The 15,869-nt window shown below is 34.6% G+C and carries 11 protein-coding genes; 7 read left to right on the top strand and 4 right to left on the bottom strand.

Annotated elements, in window-relative coordinates; genetic code table 11:
* Positions 1-47: 47 nt before the first annotated feature.
* Positions 48-1,016: an electron transfer flavoprotein subunit alpha/FixB family protein gene (locus tag ACFFLS_RS15485; protein ID WP_379684590.1), complete on the bottom strand. Its 969-nt coding sequence runs from the start codon at positions 1,014-1,016 to the stop codon at positions 48-50.
* A 140-nt stretch (positions 1,017-1,156) separates the two neighbouring features.
* Positions 1,157-1,903 (bottom strand): electron transfer flavoprotein subunit beta/FixA family protein, encoded by a 747-nt coding sequence (locus ACFFLS_RS15480; RefSeq protein ID WP_379684591.1) that lies wholly within the window; start codon positions 1,901-1,903, stop codon positions 1,157-1,159.
* A gap of 503 nt (positions 1,904-2,406) precedes the next feature.
* Between ACFFLS_RS15480 and ACFFLS_RS15475 the strand changes: the two genes are divergently transcribed.
* The 5 genes from ACFFLS_RS15475 to ACFFLS_RS15455 all read left to right on the top strand — a co-directional run bounded on the left by ACFFLS_RS15475 (position 2,407) and on the right by ACFFLS_RS15455 (position 10,442).
* Positions 2,407-3,384, top strand: a complete 978-nt coding sequence (locus ACFFLS_RS15475; protein WP_379684592.1) for a pyruvate dehydrogenase complex E1 component subunit beta — start codon at positions 2,407-2,409, stop codon at positions 3,382-3,384.
* A 70-nt stretch (positions 3,385-3,454) separates the two neighbouring features.
* Complete coding sequence (locus tag ACFFLS_RS15470) at positions 3,455-5,956, top strand: DUF5686 and carboxypeptidase-like regulatory domain-containing protein (RefSeq protein WP_379684593.1); 2,502 nt, start codon at positions 3,455-3,457, stop codon at positions 5,954-5,956.
* Positions 5,957-6,546: 590 nt separating this feature from the next.
* On the top strand, positions 6,547-7,146 hold the full coding sequence (locus tag ACFFLS_RS15465) for a DNA-3-methyladenine glycosylase family protein (RefSeq protein ID WP_379684594.1): 600 nt from the start codon (positions 6,547-6,549) through the stop codon (positions 7,144-7,146).
* Between the two features lie 110 nt (positions 7,147-7,256).
* Positions 7,257-7,787 (top strand): inorganic diphosphatase, encoded by a 531-nt coding sequence (locus tag ACFFLS_RS15460; protein ID WP_111288276.1) that lies wholly within the window; start codon positions 7,257-7,259, stop codon positions 7,785-7,787.
* Positions 7,788-7,898: 111 nt separating this feature from the next.
* Positions 7,899-10,442 carry a sodium-translocating pyrophosphatase gene (locus tag ACFFLS_RS15455; RefSeq protein ID WP_379684595.1) on the top strand — a complete coding sequence of 848 codons (2,544 nt, stop codon included), beginning with the start codon at positions 7,899-7,901 and terminating at the stop codon, positions 10,440-10,442.
* A 104-nt stretch (positions 10,443-10,546) separates the two neighbouring features.
* Here the strand turns inward: ACFFLS_RS15455 and ACFFLS_RS15450 are convergent, their stop codons facing one another.
* Together ACFFLS_RS15450 and ACFFLS_RS15445 are read right to left on the bottom strand one after the other, a co-directional pair.
* Positions 10,547-11,161 (bottom strand): deoxynucleoside kinase, encoded by a 615-nt coding sequence (locus tag ACFFLS_RS15450; RefSeq protein WP_379684596.1) that lies wholly within the window; start codon positions 11,159-11,161, stop codon positions 10,547-10,549.
* Entirely contained in the window at positions 11,161-11,976 is an 816-nt protein-coding gene (locus ACFFLS_RS15445; protein ID WP_379684597.1) for a hypothetical protein, read from the bottom strand. Before ACFFLS_RS15445 ends, ACFFLS_RS15450 begins: the two co-directional genes overlap by 1 nt.
* 213 nt (positions 11,977-12,189) lie before the next feature.
* Between ACFFLS_RS15445 and ACFFLS_RS15440 the strand changes: the two genes are divergently transcribed.
* Together ACFFLS_RS15440 and ACFFLS_RS15435 are read left to right on the top strand one after the other, a co-directional pair.
* Entirely contained in the window at positions 12,190-13,089 is a 900-nt protein-coding gene (locus ACFFLS_RS15440; RefSeq protein ID WP_379684598.1) for a GLPGLI family protein, read from the top strand.
* Between the two features lie 30 nt (positions 13,090-13,119).
* Positions 13,120-15,807, top strand: coding sequence for a carboxypeptidase-like regulatory domain-containing protein (locus ACFFLS_RS15435; protein WP_379684599.1), 2,688 nt, complete (start codon positions 13,120-13,122; stop codon positions 15,805-15,807).
* Positions 15,808-15,869: the final 62 nt, after the last annotated feature.

The raw sequence follows: 15,869 nt of genomic DNA, 5'->3' as shown, positions 1-15,869 counted from the left end.
GATACAACATCTTGTTTTTAGGCAGCAATATTTTTGAAGAGAAATTCTTAAGAATGTTGTGCTTTAAAAGCTTTTAATTTCTCTGTTAATTTAGGTACGATTTCAAAAGCGTCTCCAACAACCCCGTAATCAGCAACTTTAAAGAAAGGAGCTTCTGGGTCATTATTGATAACCACTTTTACTTTAGAAGAGTTGATACCTGCAATGTGCTGAATAGCTCCAGAAATTCCAACTGCAATATATAAATTCGTCGCAACTGGTTTTCCTGTTTGTCCAACGTGTTCGCTGTGAGGTCTCCATCCTAAGTCAGAAACTGGTTTAGAACATGCAGTTGCGGCGCCTAGAACAGATGCTAAATCTTCGATTAATCCCCAGTTTTCAGGACCTTTCAATCCACGTCCGCCAGAAACTACGATATCCGCGTCAGCGATAGAAACTTTGCCAGATACTTTTTCTACAGATTCTACTTTTACGCCAAAATCAGCATCGCCAATTGTTGGGTTAAAATCTTCTGCTGTCGCAGCTCCAGCACTTTCAACAAGTCCGTAAGAGTTTTTAGCCAAACCAAGAACTTTTACATCTGTACTAATTTCTGTAATGTTGAAAGCTTTGTTTGAGAAAGCATTTCTTTTTACTTGAAACGGAGAAGTACCAACTGGCAACCCAACCACATTTGATGCAAAACCAGCTTCTAAAGCTACCGCTACAAGTGGTGAAAGATAAATACTGTCTGTAGTTGAAGAAAGTAAAACCAATTTTGTTCCTTCTTTTTGAGCAGCTTGTTTGATTACATCAGCGTAAGCTTTTGCGTTAAAACCAGCTAATTTGTCATTGCTAACTTTTAGAACTTTATCAACGCCGTATTTTGCTAATTCGCTTACATCGCTAATGTTTACAGTCAAAGCTGTAACAGTTGTTCCTAGTGATTCTGCTACTTTCTTAGCGTAAGAAGCTAATTCGAAAGCAACTTTCTTAAATTTTCCTTCTGCAGATTCTGCATATATTAATATTGACATAATAATTTCAGATTTTAGATTTTAGATTTCAGATTTTTGAAAATTGAAATCTAAAAATGATTATTGATTTTAGATTTTGAAGTGAATCAAATGTTGATTTTAGATTTAGTATTGCGTTCTGCAATCTAAAATCTACAATCTTAAATCACCTTAGCCTCGTTGTGTAATAAATTAACTAACTCGTCTAAATTATCTGCAGAGATTAATTTTACTGCTGATTTAGGAGCTGGTTTTTCGAATTTTACCGCTTTTGTGTTTATTGCTGCGTCAACTGGCTCAAGAATAGTAAGCGCTTTAGTTCTAGCAGTCATAATTCCTCTCATGTTCGGGATACGTAAATCTTTTTCTTCAACAAGACCTTTTTGAGCGCCGATAATTAAAGGCAGAGTAGTGCTTACAGTTTCTTTTCCGCCGTCAATCTCACGTACTGCTTTTACGTTATTTCCGTCAACAGTTAAGTTTGTGCAAGAGTTTAAGAAGTTTGAACCTAAAATACCCGCAATCATTCCAGGAACCATTCCTCCGTTGTAATCTAAAGATTCTTTTCCAGCAATTACTAAATCGTAGCCACCATTTTTAATTACTTCTGCTAATTGTTTAGCAACAAAAAATCCGTCAGTTGGATTTGCATTTACACGAATTGCTTCGTTAGCTCCAATTGCCAAAGCTTTGCGCAATGTTGGTTCAGTATCAGGACCTCCAACGTTTACAACCGTTACATTTGCTCCTTGTTGCTCTTGGAACCAAATAGCTCGTGTAAGACCGAATTCGTCGTTAGGATTAATTACATATTGTACACCGTTAGTGTCAAATTCTGAGTCACCGTTGGTAAAGTTGATTTTTGAAGTAGTATCAGGTACATGGCTGATGCAAACTAGTATTTTCATAAGTATATATTTTGAATTTATTAATATGCTTTTACAAATTTAGAATTTAATTTGGAATAATTATACTATGCATGCATAATATTTTTTCAAAACTATTACGATTTCGCAGATTGTGTGGTTTTGAATGATTTTCATCGGAATCTAAAAATGAAAAAGCACTCATGTTATCTGATTGTTAGGAATTTTTCAATAATTGAACCGTTGACACAGATTGTAGTTTTGTATAAAAAATACTATTTTTTGATTTTGTACGTTTTCATGAATGAATTTTGGAAAAACAAGAATTACACAAATAAATAAAAGTTTGTCTAAAAAATATTTTTAGGGGTTTAAGTGTGGATTACACGTTATTATATCGATTTCGTAAATATCAAAATAAACATAAAAAAGTTAAAAGCTAAAGATGTGCAGCAGTTCGTGCGATTTTAAATTCAATTTTTGCTTTTAAGTTATTTAAAATATTTATTTTTGCTCTTCAGAAAATTCAACATACAATAAAAAATATGAGAACAATACAATTTAGAGAGGCCATTTGTGAAGCGATGAGCGAAGAAATGCGTCGCGATGAATCCATATATTTAATGGGAGAAGAGGTTGCAGAATACAACGGAGCTTACAAAGCTTCAAAAGGAATGCTTGCTGAGTTTGGTGAAAAAAGAGTAATCGACACTCCAATTGCTGAGCTTGGTTTCTCAGGAATTGCAGTAGGTTCTGCCATGAACGGAAACCGCCCTATTGTAGAATATATGACATTCAACTTCTGTTTAGTTGGTATTGATCAAATTATAAATAATGCTGCTAAAATGCGCCAAATGACAGGAGGACAATTTAATGTGCCTATCGTTTTCCGCGGACCAACAGCTTCTGCTGGTCAATTAGGAGCTACTCACTCACAAGCTTTAGAAAACTGGTTTGCAAATACTCCAGGTCTTAAAGTTGTGGTTCCTTCAACTCCTTACGATGCAAAAGGATTATTAAAATCTGCTATCCGTGATAACGATCCAGTTATTTTTATGGAATCTGAGCAAATGTACGGTGACAAAGGTGAAGTGCCAGATGGAGAATATACAATTCCATTAGGTGTTGCTGATATTAAACGTGAAGGAACAGACGTAACTATCGTTTCTTTCGGAAAAATCATAAAAGAAGCTTTTATCGCTGCTGATGAATTAGCTAAAGAAGGGGTTTCTTGTGAAATTATCGACTTAAGAACAGTTCGTCCGATGGATAAAGAGGCAATCTTAAAATCGGTTAAGAAAACAAACCGTTTAGTGATTCTTGAAGAAGCTTGGCCAGTTGCAAGTATTTCTTCTGAAATCACTTATATCGTACAAGAACAGGCTTTCGATTTCTTAGATGCGCCAATTCAACGTATTACAACTGCAGATACTCCTGCGCCTTACTCTCCTGTTTTACTAAAAGAATGGTTGCCAAATGCTGGTGATGTAGTAAAAGCAGTTAAGAAAGTATTGTATAAATAATACGCAAACAAAATATTCATAAAACTTCATCAGACAACTTTGGATTGGTGAAGTTTTTTTTTTCTTCAAAATGAACAAATTAACGCTGCTTCTCTTATATATCGTATTTGCTTTTGCAAATGTTGTTACTGCACAAACTAAGGTGAGTGGAATTGTTTTGGACAAATCTAATCAGCCGATACCTTTTGCGAATATAGTTTTTAAAGGCTCGAATACCGGAATTGTTTCTAATGAAGACGGACGTTTTTATTTGGAATCTCCTAACACTTATACTGCTTTAGTTGTAAGTTCTGCTGGTTTTTCAGATAAAGAAGTGCCGCTGGAAAAAGCAGTAAATTATAATTTTAAAATTGTTTTAGGTGAAGCAGAAGCCTTAAATGAAGTTGTAATTTACACCGGAAAAACCTCTAAAAAGAATAATCCAGCATTGGATATTTTGAGAAAAATTTGGGAAAGAAAACGTAAAAACGGACTTTACCAATTCAATCAATATCAAATGCAGAAGTATGAAAAAGTAGAGTTTGATATGAACACAATCGATAGTGCTTTCATGAAAAACAAACTTTTTAAAGGAATGGAGTTTGTCTTTAATCATGTTGATACTTCTGATGTTACCGGAAAAACCTATCTTCCGATTTTCATCAACGAATCGGTTTATGATGTTTATGGCGATAATAAATTGAAGAAAGTAAAAGAAAACATTACAGGAAATAAAATGTCTGGTTTTAACGGAAACCAACAGATTTTATCTTTCGTAAAAGATCTTTATTCCGACTATAATATTTACGACAATCACCTTAAGTTTTTTGACAAGAGTTTTACCAGTCCGCTTTCGAGAACAGGGATTGATGTGTACAATTATGTCTTGAAAGACAGTGCATTTGTTGATAAGAAATGGTGCTATAATATTGTTTTTTATCCGAGACGAAAGAACGAATTGACTTTTAAAGGAGATTTCTGGGTAAACGATACTACTTTTGCAATTAAGAAAATTAATATGGGCGTAACCAAAAGCGCCAATATTAACTGGGTAAAAGATATTTATATAGAGCAGGAATTTGAAGTAGAAAATGATTCGGTTTTTCTTCTCACACGCGACTATATGATGTCTGATTTTGCTTTGAATAAAAAAGAAAAATCTAAAGGAGTTTATGGAAAAAGAACAACTTTATATCGTAATCATAAATTCAATATTCAGAAACCAGAGAAATTTTATAAAGAAGAAGTCAACTTTATAGATAATGCTGTTTATGAGCGACCGCCCGAATTCTGGGAAGAAAATCGTTTTGAAAAATTAAATAAGGATGAAGCGGGTATTTATAAAATGCTCGACACGCTCCAGACCGTCAAGCGGTTTAAACAGTTGTACAATATTGTCTCGATTTTAGGGAGCGGTTATGTCGAATTTAAGAATTTTGATTTTGGACCTATTTTCTCCACTTTTGGTTATAACGAAGTCGAAGGTCTTCGGTTAAGAGTAGGAGGAAGAACTTATTTCGGACCAAATGATCCTTGGCGTCTTCAGGCTTACACTGCATATGGATTTGATGATAATAAATTCAAATATGGTGTTTCAGGAAAATGGATGCTTGACAAGAAAAGACGTCTTATTATTTCGGGAGGAAATAGACGTGATATAGAACAGATTGGTGCCAGTTTAACCACTACAAACGATATTTTAGGAAGAAGTTTTGCTTCGTCGGCATTGTTTACAACAGGAAGCAACGGAAAACTGACGAATATTAATTTAAGTAACGTTTCTATCGAAATGGAGCCTAAAAAGAATTTTATCGTTCAGGCTGGATTTTCTTATAGAACATTAGAATCGGCTTCACCAACATTTAGTTTAGATTATTACACCACATTGCCGAGCACTGCAAATCCGACGGGAGTTGTAAAAAGTGATGTTAAGCAGTCAGAAGCCAACATTCAGTTTGAATATATGCCAAACCGAAAAACAATTGGTTATGGTGTCGAAAGAGATTTAGTTGACAGTCCATTTAGTCATTTCTTTGTAAATTTCAGCTACGGACTTAAAGGTGTTTTTGAAAGTGATTTTGCATACGAAAAAATTCAGCTTTTCTATAGACAGCCAATTATCATCGGGCCTTTGGGAAGAACCAATATTACAATCGAAACCGGGAAAACTTTTGGTACGATTCCGTTAGGATTAATGAGTGTAATTCCGGGTAACCAAACGTATTTTACGATAGAAAATACATTCAGTAATCTTAATTTTTACGAATTCGTTACAGATCAATATACAACGCTACAATGGAATCATGATTTTGGAGGAAGATTATTCGCCAGAGTTCCATTTATGAGAAAATTAAACTGGAGAGAATTTGTAGGCGTACGAGCGGTTCACGGAACAATTTCTGATGCCAATCGTGCTATAAACGCTTCGGGTTTGCCGTATAATGCACCTGAAAAAGTCTACTGGGAATACCACGCAGGAATTGGAAACATCTTCAAAGTTTTCCGTATTGATTTTTCTTGGAGAGGAAATTATCTGGATATGCCAGACGCTCATAAATTTGCAATTAAAGGGTCTTTTGGGTTTTATTTTTAATTCTTAAAAGTTGCAAAGATTCAAAGTAACAAAGTCGCAAAGGTTTAGATTCTTTGCGATTTTTTTATTGCCACAAAGACGCCAAGTCGCTAAGTTTTGTTTCTTGTTAAATTTTCACGCAGATTTTACAGATTTAAGCTGATCAATTAGATTTAAATAATCTGCTTTATCTGCAAAATCTGCGAGAGATAAAAAAACTTTGCGTCTCTATGTCTTTGCGAGATTATTTGATTATAAGAGTTGCAAAGGTTCAAAGTAACAAAGTCGCAAAGGTTTATATTCTTTGCGGCTTTTTTTATTGCCACAAAGACGCCAATTCGCTAAGTTTTGTTTCTTATTAAATTTTCACGTAGATTTTACAATTTTAAGCTGATGAATTAGATTTAAATAATCTGCTTTATCTACAAAATCTGCGAGAGATAAATTTTGCGCCTTCACGCCTTTGCGAGAGCTTTTTCTGAATTTTAAGACAGATGAATAATAAAATTAAATCAGCTTAAATCTGCAAAATCTGCGTGAAACTAAAACTTTACGCCTTTGCGAGAACTAATTACATTTTCTTAATTTTGATTACTTTAAAAATAATCATCATGCAAGAAGCTATTGATTTTCTTTCGTCTAAAAGTCCAATATTTCTCGAAATAATCGAAAAATATGGCTTACCTCCAATTCCGAAACGTCCGCAAGGTTTTGAGACTCTGGTTTTGTTGATATTGGAGCAGCAAGTTTCAATAGATTCGGCGAAAGCCACTTTCATGAAAATCAAAGCCTATACAACCTGCAATCCAGAAACGATGGTAATCTTGTCTGATGAAGAATTTAGAAATCTGGGAGTAAGCCGTCAGAAAACGAAATACATCAAGATTTTAGCAGAATCAGTCTTAAACAAAGATTTGGATATTGAAAGTCTCGCATCAAAAACAGCAATACAGGTCCGTCAAGAACTGATCAAGCTAAAAGGTATTGGCAATTGGACAATAGATATTTATTTGATGTTTTGCCTGCAAGAGCCTGATTTGATTCCGCTTGGAGATATAGCAGTTATAAATACAATAAAAGAATTATTGAATATTTATGATAAACAAGAAATGGAAAATCATACAGAACAATGGAGCCCTTATCGTTCTTATGCGACTTATTTGCTCTGGCATTATTACCTGAAAAAAAGAAATAGAAATATTACCTATTAAATGCTTGTTTTTTAAATCTTATACAGATAATTTAACCTTGTTTTTTATTGTAAAAATAGATTCTTTAGTTATTTTTGCAACCGAAATTATAGAAACAATAAAAAACGAAAATGACCGCAGACAAATTAACGACTTTCGACGTATTGATCGAAATACCAAGAGGAAGCAGAAATAAATACGAATACGATTTTGAAATCAAAAGAATGCGTTTTGATAGAATGTTATTCTCTTCAATGATGTACCCTGCAGATTACGGATTTATTCCTGAAACTCTTGCTTTAGACGGTGATCCACTTGACGTATTGGTTTTGGTAAACGAACCAACTTTTCCTGGATGTGTAATGGAAGTTAAGCCAATCGGTGTTTTCCACATGGCAGATGACAAAGGTCCAGACGAGAAAATCATTTGTGTGCCAGTTTCAGATCCAATCTGGAATTCATTAAATGATCTTTCTGATATCAATCCTCACTTGGTAAAAGAAATCGAGCATTTCTTTCAAGTTTATAAAGATCTTGAAAACAAAAAAGTAGATGTTGAAGGATGGGGAGACGTTAAGGAAGCTTACGACATTATTGCTGAGTGTACGAAACGTTTTGATGATATTGAAAATAAACCAGCAGGATTATTTAGCATTAAATAATTTAGACAGCATTTTATTATAAAAAAAGCAATACTCCGTCAGGAGTATTGCTTTTTTGTTTAAATTCGTTTCAGTTAGATTGTTGACTATTAACCAAAACCATTAATAATTATGAATGCATTTATGATTTACCTGCCAATAATTATGGCAGTTTTAGGATTACTTTTCATGGGAATAAAAAGGACTTGGGTTTTAAAACAAGATGCTGGAGACGGTAAAATGAAAGAGATTTCAGATTACATCTACGAAGGAGCCTTAGCCTTCCTCAAAGCCGAATACAAACTATTAACCATATTTGTAATTATTGCTAGTTTAGCTTTGGCAGGAATCACTTTTATTCCAGGTGTAAAAACACATTTATTAATCGTAATTGCATTTATTTTTGGTGCATTATTTTCAGCTTATGCTGGAAATATCGGAATGAAAATAGCAACTAAAACAAACGTTAGAACTACTCAAGCTGCACGTACAAGTTTACCTCAGGCTTTAAAAGTATCTTTTGGCGGAGGAACTGTAATGGGCTTGGGTGTAGCTGGTTTAGCTGTTTTAGGTTTAACAAGCTTCTTTATCATTTTCTTTAATCTTTTTTCTGATGGAGTTTGGAAAGATACTGAGACGATGACCGTTGTTTTAGAAACTTTGGCAGGATTTTCATTAGGAGCAGAATCAATCGCTTTATTTGCTAGAGTTGGAGGAGGAATTTACACAAAAGCGGCCGATGTTGGTGCCGATTTAGTAGGTAAAGTAGAAGCTGGAATTCCAGAAGATGATCCTCGTAATCCAGCAACAATCGCAGATAATGTGGGAGATAATGTGGGCGACGTTGCAGGTATGGGAGCCGATTTATTTGGTTCTTACGTAGCAACAGTTTTAGCAGCGATGGTTCTTGGAAACTACGTGATTAAAGATATGGGCGGAAGCATTAATGATGCTTTTGGAGGAATCGGGCCAATTTTGCTTCCAATGGCAATCGCTGGTTTCGGAATCTTATTTTCTATAATCGGAACAACATTAGTAAAAATCTCAGATGATAATGCCCGAGAAGCACAAGTACAAAAAGCACTAAATATAGGTAACTGGGTTTCGATTGTTTTGACGGCTTTTGCATGTTACTTTTTGGTTGACTATATGTTGCCAGAAACAATGCAAATGACGTTTTTTGGAGAAGGAACTAAGGCGATTTCTTCACTACGCGTTTTTGGCGCTACATTAGTAGGTCTAGTAGTCGGTGGCGCTATTTCGTCTGTAACCGAATATTATACAGGATTAGGAACAAAGCCAGTTTTGGCAATTGTTCAAAAATCATCTACAGGAGCTGGAACAAATGTGATTGCAGGTTTGGCGACCGGAATGATTTCTACTTTTCCAACGGTATTATTATTTGCTATTGCCATTTGGGTTTCTTACGCTTTAGCAGGGTTTTATGGAGTAGCATTAGCAGCTTCAGCCATGATGGCAACAACAGCAATGCAATTGGCAATCGACGCTTTCGGACCAATTTCTGATAATGCTGGAGGAATCGCAGAAATGAGCGAATTACCAAAAGAAGTGCGTACGAGAACCGATATTTTAGACTCGGTAGGAAATACAACTGCAGCGACAGGAAAAGGTTTTGCTATAGCTTCTGCCGCCTTAACGTCATTAGCTTTATTTGCAGCTTATGTAACCTTTACAGGAATTGATGGAATCAATATTTTTAAAGCTCCAGTTTTGGCAATGCTCTTTGTCGGTGGAATGATTCCAGTTGTTTTTTCTGCTTTAGGGATGAATTCTGTTGGAAAAGCGGCAATGGACATGGTTTATGAAGTTCGTCGCCAATTCAAAGAAATTCCAGGAATTATGGAAGGAACCGGAAAACCAGAATATGGGAAATGTGTAGAGATTTCAACCAAAGCCGCTTTACGCGAAATGATGCTTCCCGGAATATTAACTATCGGTTTTCCAATCGCTATTGTTCTTTTAGGGAAATTGGTTTACCCGCATAACAATCAGTTAATTGCTGAAATGTTGGGAGGATATATGGCAGGAGTTACAGTTTCTGGCGTTCTTTGGGCAGTTTTCCAAAACAATGCAGGAGGTGCTTGGGACAACGCAAAAAAATCTTTTGAGGCAGGTGTGATGATCAATGGTGAAATGACATACAAAGGTTCTGATGCGCATAAGGCAGCGGTTACTGGAGATACTGTTGGTGACCCATTTAAAGATACTTCTGGGCCTTCAATGAATATCTTAATTAAATTAACCTGTTTAATCGGATTGGTTATTGCTCCCATTTTAGGAGAAGGTCATGCGCCGTCAGATATCGCTGCAAAAGCTTCTTGTTGTGCCAAAACAGAGATGCATGCCGGAATTTCTAAATGCGGAGATATGTCTGGAATGACAAAAGAAGAATGCATTAAAATGTGTAAAGAAAAAGGCTGTTCTGAAGAAGAAACGGCTAAATGTTTAGCTCATTTCGATACTACTGGAAAATACCAAAAAACAGATTGTTTTGATACGAGCAAATATGAAAAAGCATCTGTTCGTGTTGAGGTTAAAAATATAAACGGAAAAACTACTGGAACTGTTACTAAAACAGAAAATGGTAAAACAACCACAGAAGTTTTTGAAGGAACTGAAGAAGAAGTTCTAGCAAAAGTTGAAGCTGCGAAATAACAGCTTTGTCAAAGTTTAAAATTTTGACAAAGATTCTTAAAACGAAAAATGCCTCTAAAATTTTAGAGGCATTTCTTATTTAGTGTAAATGTGAAATTAATATTTTAGAACAACCCGTTCAATTCGGCATCAATTTTATTAATGATGTTTCCTAAATCTTCAGGATTATCAACAAAATTAATATTGTCAACATCAATAATTAATAATTTTCCTTTTGTGTAGGTTTGAATCCAGGCTTCGTATCTTTCGTTCAAACGGCTTAAATAATCGATAGAAATAGAGTTTTCATATTCGCGTCCGCGTTTGTGTATCTGCCCAACAAGATTAGGAATTGTACTGCGCAGATAAATCAGCAAATCTGGCGGTTTTACAAGTAATTCCATTAATTCAAACAAAGAAGTGTAATTTTCAAAATCCCTGTTTGTCATCAAACCCATCGAATACAAATTGGGCGCAAAAATATAGGCATCCTCGTAAATAGTCCTGTCTTGAATAACTTTTTTACCGCTCTCGCGAATTTGCTGTACCTGACGGAAACGGCTGTTGAGGAAATAAATCTGAAGATTAAAAGACCAGCGCTCCATTTGATGGTAAAAATCATCAAGATAAGGGTTGTCAACTACATCTTCATAATGAGGTTCCCATTTAAAATGTTTGGCTAATAATTTAGTCAAAGTTGTTTTTCCTGCGCCTATATTTCCTGCTATTGCTATGTGCATTACGGTGTTACGATTTTATAATTTGTGATATCTGCAGATGTAAAAATAGATAAAATTTGGTCTTTGTAATAGAATTTGTCAAACGATTTTTCTAAAATTTTAATTTCATAAAATGTGTCAGAATCCGCTTTCGTATTAGTCGAAAAATAGATTTTATTGCCAACGCTGAAGAGATATTGAGAGGAACTTACGATTTCAATTTTGTCAAATTCAGGAATTTTGCCCAAAGTCGTAATTTTTCCGAAAATATCACAAGAATACCATTGTTTTTTCTTGTCAATCCAATAAAAAGTATTAAAATCGGTCTGATAATATTTTATAGGTTCTGTTAGCGGAATAGAAACAATCTTGTATTCATTTTTTAAATAATCAAAAAGGCCAATTTGCTGGTTAAGCGTATTGTAGATCCACAATTGGTTTTGAGTCGACATTCCGGCGGCGCTGGCATCAATCGGATTTGGGTTTTGCGAAAAATTGATTTCGCTTATTTTGTTTAATTGGTTGTCTAATAAGACGATACTGTTGAAATCTTCATAGAACAACACAATCTTCAAAGGATTCTGTAAATCGACTCTTGTAATTTTTCCTAAAGAAACATTTTTATATTCAAAAACTTCTTTTCCTTTTATTTTACTGAAAACATTGTTTTTTATCTGATACAAATAGCCGAAAGAATCATAACCGCAAAATACATCTGCAGTAATGGCTTCATGAGAAATAAGAACCGGACTTATGCCTGAGTTTTGCGATTGTGAGATTGCAGAGGTCAGGAAAAGAAATATCTGTACTAAAATTTTGGATGATGTAAAACGCATCTTGAATCGGTTTTCTGGAGAACCAAATTACAAAAAACCGCCTTAGAAATTGTTTTTTGAGGCTTAAACCTTTTTCAATCGTAATAGTCTAAATTGTAGACAGTTTTGTCTATGTCTTATACCTATTGATATATTTAATTTTTACGATTGTAAAATTAATAATACATTTGAGTGTAGGTTTTATTGAATTTACGAAATTAAAAAAACAGCAAAATGAAAAAGATATATTTTTTCCTGACTTTGGTTTTTACAGGAATACAGGTTCAGGCTCAGAAAGATTTTCAGGGAATGGCGGTTTACGAATCAAAAACGCAGGCACCTAAATTTGAAGGAATGCGTGCTAATCGTGATATAACACCCGAAATGCAGAAAAATATGGAAGAGCGTATGAAACAAATGCTCGAAAAAACATTTATTCTCAATTTTGATAAATCCTCTTCAATTTATAAAGAAGAAGAAAAACTTGATGCTCCTGGCCAGCAAGGCGGAATGCGTATTATGATGAATTCGTTTATGGGCGGCGGTGGCACATTTTATAAAGATGTAAAAGCCAAAACCTATACAGTTGATAAAGAATTTATGGGAAAAGAGTTTTTGGTTGTCGATTCCCTGCCAAAACTGAATTGGAAACTGGAACAGGAAACCAAGCAGATTGGCGGTTACACTTGTTATAAAGCAACGGCGGTAAAAGAAGCAAGTAAAACTGATTTTAGAAATTTAAGACCTAAAAACAACGACGATAAAAAACCTGAAGACAAAAAAGAAGATCCGAAGAAAACATCTGGAGAAACCAAAACCAATTTTCAGGATAATTTTGAACTACCAAAAGAAATTGTAATTACGGCCTGGTATTCGCCAGAAATCCCGATTAATCAAGGGCCAGAGAACTACTGGGGACTTCCTGGGCTAATTTTGGAAGTAAACGACGGTAGAACGACTATTTTATGTTCGAAAATTGTTTTGAACGCTAAAGACAAAGCCACAATTAAAGCGCCAACAAAAGGAAAAGTGATTTCTCAGAAAGATTACGACGAAACGGTAATCAAAAAAATGGAAGAGTTTAGAGAAATGAACCGTGGACGTGATGGCGGTCCAGTAATGATCAGACGTTAATTTTTAGCATTTCATCTTTTAGTTTTTTCCATGAAAAATATATTTGCTTTCGTTGTTTTCCTAATGACGAGTATGACTTTTGCCCAAAGCATCCGTTTTGATGGTTTTATTCAAGACGAACAAAAAAATCCGCTGGAGATGGCCAATATCATGGCGATTAATAACGGTACAAAAGCAATGGATTCGTACGGAATCACCAATGACAAAGGCAAATTTCAGCTGACTTTAAAACCAAATACTGCTTATACAATAAAAGTAAGTTACCTCGGAATGAAGTCTAAGGAAATTCAGGTTTCTACCAAAGGTGAAAACATGATTCAGAATATCGTGCTCGACGGCACAGGAATAGAACTGGAAGGTGTAGAAATTGTTCGGGAAATGCCTGTTTCTATAAAAGGAGATACTATAGTTTACAATGCAGATTCTTTTAAATCGGGAACCGAAAGAAAGCTGGAAGATGTTCTTAAAAAGCTTCCTGGAGTTGAGGTAAATGCCGACGGAGAAATTGAAGTTGAAGGCAAAAAAGTCAGCAAATTGATGGTCGAAGGAAAGGATTTTTTTGACGGAGATACTAAATTAGGTGTTAAAAACATTCCTGCAGATGCTATTGATAAAATTCAGGTTTTAAGAAATTACAACGAAATAAGCCAGCTAAAAGGTTTAGAAAACGACCAGGATAATCTGGCAATGAACATCAAATTAAAAGAAGGAAAGAAAAACTTTTGGTTTGGAGATGTGACAGCCGGAACTGGAGTAGGAGAATTGGACAGTCGATATATTATCAATCCGAAGTTATTTTATTACAGTCCAAAATACAGCATCAATTTAATTACCAATTTTAATAATATTGGCGAACTTCCTCTAACGGCACAAGACTATTTTAAATTTACAGGAGGCTTTAAGAATATGATGAAAAAAGGAGGCAGTAATTTTAATGTTTCCTCAAATGATTTAGGAATTTCGCTTCTGCGAAATAACCGCGCCAAAGAAATTGAAACCAAATTCGGAGCTACAAATTTTTCGTATTCTCCCACAAAAAAATGGACTTTAAGCGGTTTTGGAATTCTATCGACTTCAAAAACAGATTTAGAAACCAAATCACAGACGACCATTTTAGATTCTGGCGACCAGCAGAGACGAGAGGAAGAGACGCATCAGAAAAATAATTTAGGGCTTTTTAAATTAAGTTCAACCTACAAACCTAACGAAAAGTTTCAGTTTGATTATGATGTTCTTACCAAACTGACCAAACAGGAAGAAGATTCAGACTTACTTCGTGAGCAGATTGTAAACAGTGTTTCTGGTTCAGAAACAATTTTTACGACAAAAAAACAAAATCCAACCTCGATTAATCAAAATCTGAGTTTGTATTATACACAAAGCAGTAAAAATATTTTTGCATTTGAAATGCAGCATTTGTATCAAGATGAAAATCCTTTTTACAATGCCAATCTGCGCACATTACCCTTTGTGTTGACGGATTATGTTTTAGGTCAGCAACGTAATGACCTTAATCAGGATCGATTTGTAAAAACCAATAAAATAGACACCAAATTGGATTACTATTACATGGTAACTCCAAAAAGCAACATTAATGTTACGGTAGGAAATACTTATTCATACCAAAACTTTAATTCACATATTTTTCAGATTTTGGATAACGGAAACCGAAACGACCTTGATGACTCAGAAAATAACAATGATGTTGATTATCGTTTTAACGATGCTTTTTTAGGATTTCATTATAAAATCCTTACCGGAAAATTTACTTTGACTCCAGGAGTAAGCGTGCATTCATACCAAATGACAAATGCACAACTCGGAACCGATTTTTCTCAGAATTTTGTAAAAGTGCTTCCTGATTTCTTTGCATTGTATCAGATTAAAAAATCAGAAACATTAACCTATAATTTTTCGCTTACGAATGATTTTACTGACATCAACCAATTGGCGGCAGGAAAAGTTTTGTCAGATTACAGTAGTTTGTTTCATGGAAATCGTTTTTTAGAAAATGCTACATCACAGGTGCATACGCTTCGATATTTCAAATACAATATGTTTAATTTTGAAAATATTTTTGCCAATGCGACTTACACTCGAAAAGTGGATGCTATAAAAACCAAAGCTGATTTTGACGGAATTAACCAAACTTCTGTTCCATACAACTCAAATCTGGCTGATGAAACTTTTATCGGAATGGGAAGTTACGGACGTTCTTTCTTGAAAAATTATAAAGCATCTGCAACTGCGAGTGTTAATTGGTCAAAATTCAATAATATTCAAAATGAAAAATTGGCCACTACCGAAAGTTTTGTTCAGAATTATACCGTAAAGGCGTCTACAAATTATAAAAATCTCCCTAATATTGAGTTTGGATATAATCTCATGATCAATAAGTATAGCGGTTCGACTTTTTATACAGACAAGCCTTTTGCAAGGTTGGATTATTATTTCCTGAACAGTTTTGCTTTTGTTTCGGAGTATGAATTTTATCATTATTACAATGGAAACAAATCCGTTGACAATGAGTACGATTTTTTGAGCGCAAGCTTGATTTATCAAAAAAAAGACAGCAAATGGGAATACAAAATTTCGGCCACAAATCTTCTGAATACAAGATATCTTAACGATGACAACTTTACGCAGTTTTCTACCAGAGTTTCACAGTACACAGTACAGCCGCGGTATATAATTTTCTCTATGAAATATAATTTATAGTATTTTCTTTACATGTATTTTGCGATTTTCTGATTGATTTCGGTTTGAATGAAATATCTTTA

It is taken from the genome of Flavobacterium procerum, assembly GCF_042431625.1.
Taxonomy (GTDB): Bacteria; Bacteroidota; Bacteroidia; order Flavobacteriales; family Flavobacteriaceae; genus Flavobacterium; species Flavobacterium procerum.
This window is presented reverse-complemented; position numbering and strand designations above follow the sequence as displayed.

Coding starts and splice junctions, on each gene's coding strand:
- ACFFLS_RS15450 (WP_379684596.1), bottom strand. CDS start 11,161: ATGCACATAGCAATAGCAGGAAATATAGGCGCAGGAAAAACAACTTTG.
- ACFFLS_RS15455 (WP_379684595.1), top strand. CDS start 7,899: ATGAATGCATTTATGATTTACCTGCCAATAATTATGGCAGTTTTAGGA.
- ACFFLS_RS15475 (WP_379684592.1), top strand. CDS start 2,407: ATGAGAACAATACAATTTAGAGAGGCCATTTGTGAAGCGATGAGCGAA.
- ACFFLS_RS15480 (WP_379684591.1), bottom strand. CDS start 1,903: ATGAAAATACTAGTTTGCATCAGCCATGTACCTGATACTACTTCAAAA.
- ACFFLS_RS15485 (WP_379684590.1), bottom strand. CDS start 1,016: ATGTCAATATTAATATATGCAGAATCTGCAGAAGGAAAATTTAAGAAA.
- ACFFLS_RS15435 (WP_379684599.1), top strand. CDS start 13,120: ATGAAAAATATATTTGCTTTCGTTGTTTTCCTAATGACGAGTATGACT.
- ACFFLS_RS15445 (WP_379684597.1), bottom strand. CDS start 11,976: ATGCGTTTTACATCATCCAAAATTTTAGTACAGATATTTCTTTTCCTG.
- ACFFLS_RS15460 (WP_111288276.1), top strand. CDS start 7,257: ATGACCGCAGACAAATTAACGACTTTCGACGTATTGATCGAAATACCA.
- ACFFLS_RS15470 (WP_379684593.1), top strand. CDS start 3,455: ATGAACAAATTAACGCTGCTTCTCTTATATATCGTATTTGCTTTTGCA.
- ACFFLS_RS15465 (WP_379684594.1), top strand. CDS start 6,547: ATGCAAGAAGCTATTGATTTTCTTTCGTCTAAAAGTCCAATATTTCTC.
- ACFFLS_RS15440 (WP_379684598.1), top strand. CDS start 12,190: ATGAAAAAGATATATTTTTTCCTGACTTTGGTTTTTACAGGAATACAG.